The following is a 304-nucleotide window of genomic DNA, read 5'->3' as shown; positions in this document are numbered from 1 at the left end:
GGTGACCGAGCGTGGGGAGGAAGCGTGGAGCGTAAGCTGCGAGCCGATGGACAAGAATCGGATAGAAGGCGCTGCCGAGCAGGGCGAGCGGGCAAAGAGCCGCGAAGCTCTTGTGATCAAGGCGAAGTGGCGTAAATCCGGCGGTTGTGCAGCGAAGGAGTGCGTTCTTACCTGGGGAGATCTCGCCTCATGCCTGAAAGGGCGACGGTGGTAAGCCGGAGCGAGAAGTCAGCAGAGGCCGTAGTAGCTGCCGGTTGTGGGCGAAGGGCCGAACGAGTAGGAGGGCCGAAGGCCGTGTCGCTCG

The 304-nt window shown here is 63.2% G+C and carries 1 protein-coding gene; it reads left to right on the top strand.

The window, feature by feature from the left end; genetic code table 11:
- The first annotated feature begins 1 nt into the window (after nucleotide 1).
- Nucleotides 2-214: a hypothetical protein gene (locus ACM6JT_RS29365; protein WP_414857776.1), complete on the top strand. Its 213-nt coding sequence runs from the start codon at nucleotides 2-4 to the stop codon at nucleotides 212-214.
- The last annotated feature ends 90 nt before the right edge of the window (nucleotides 215-304 follow it).

It is taken from the genome of Burkholderia sp. IT-111MI5, from assembly GCF_949752865.1.
GTDB classification, from domain to species: Bacteria; Pseudomonadota; Gammaproteobacteria; order Burkholderiales; family Burkholderiaceae; genus Burkholderia; species Burkholderia pyrrocinia_C.
Note: the sequence above shows the minus strand (reverse complement) of the source record. Positions and strands in the feature narration are given on the sequence as shown.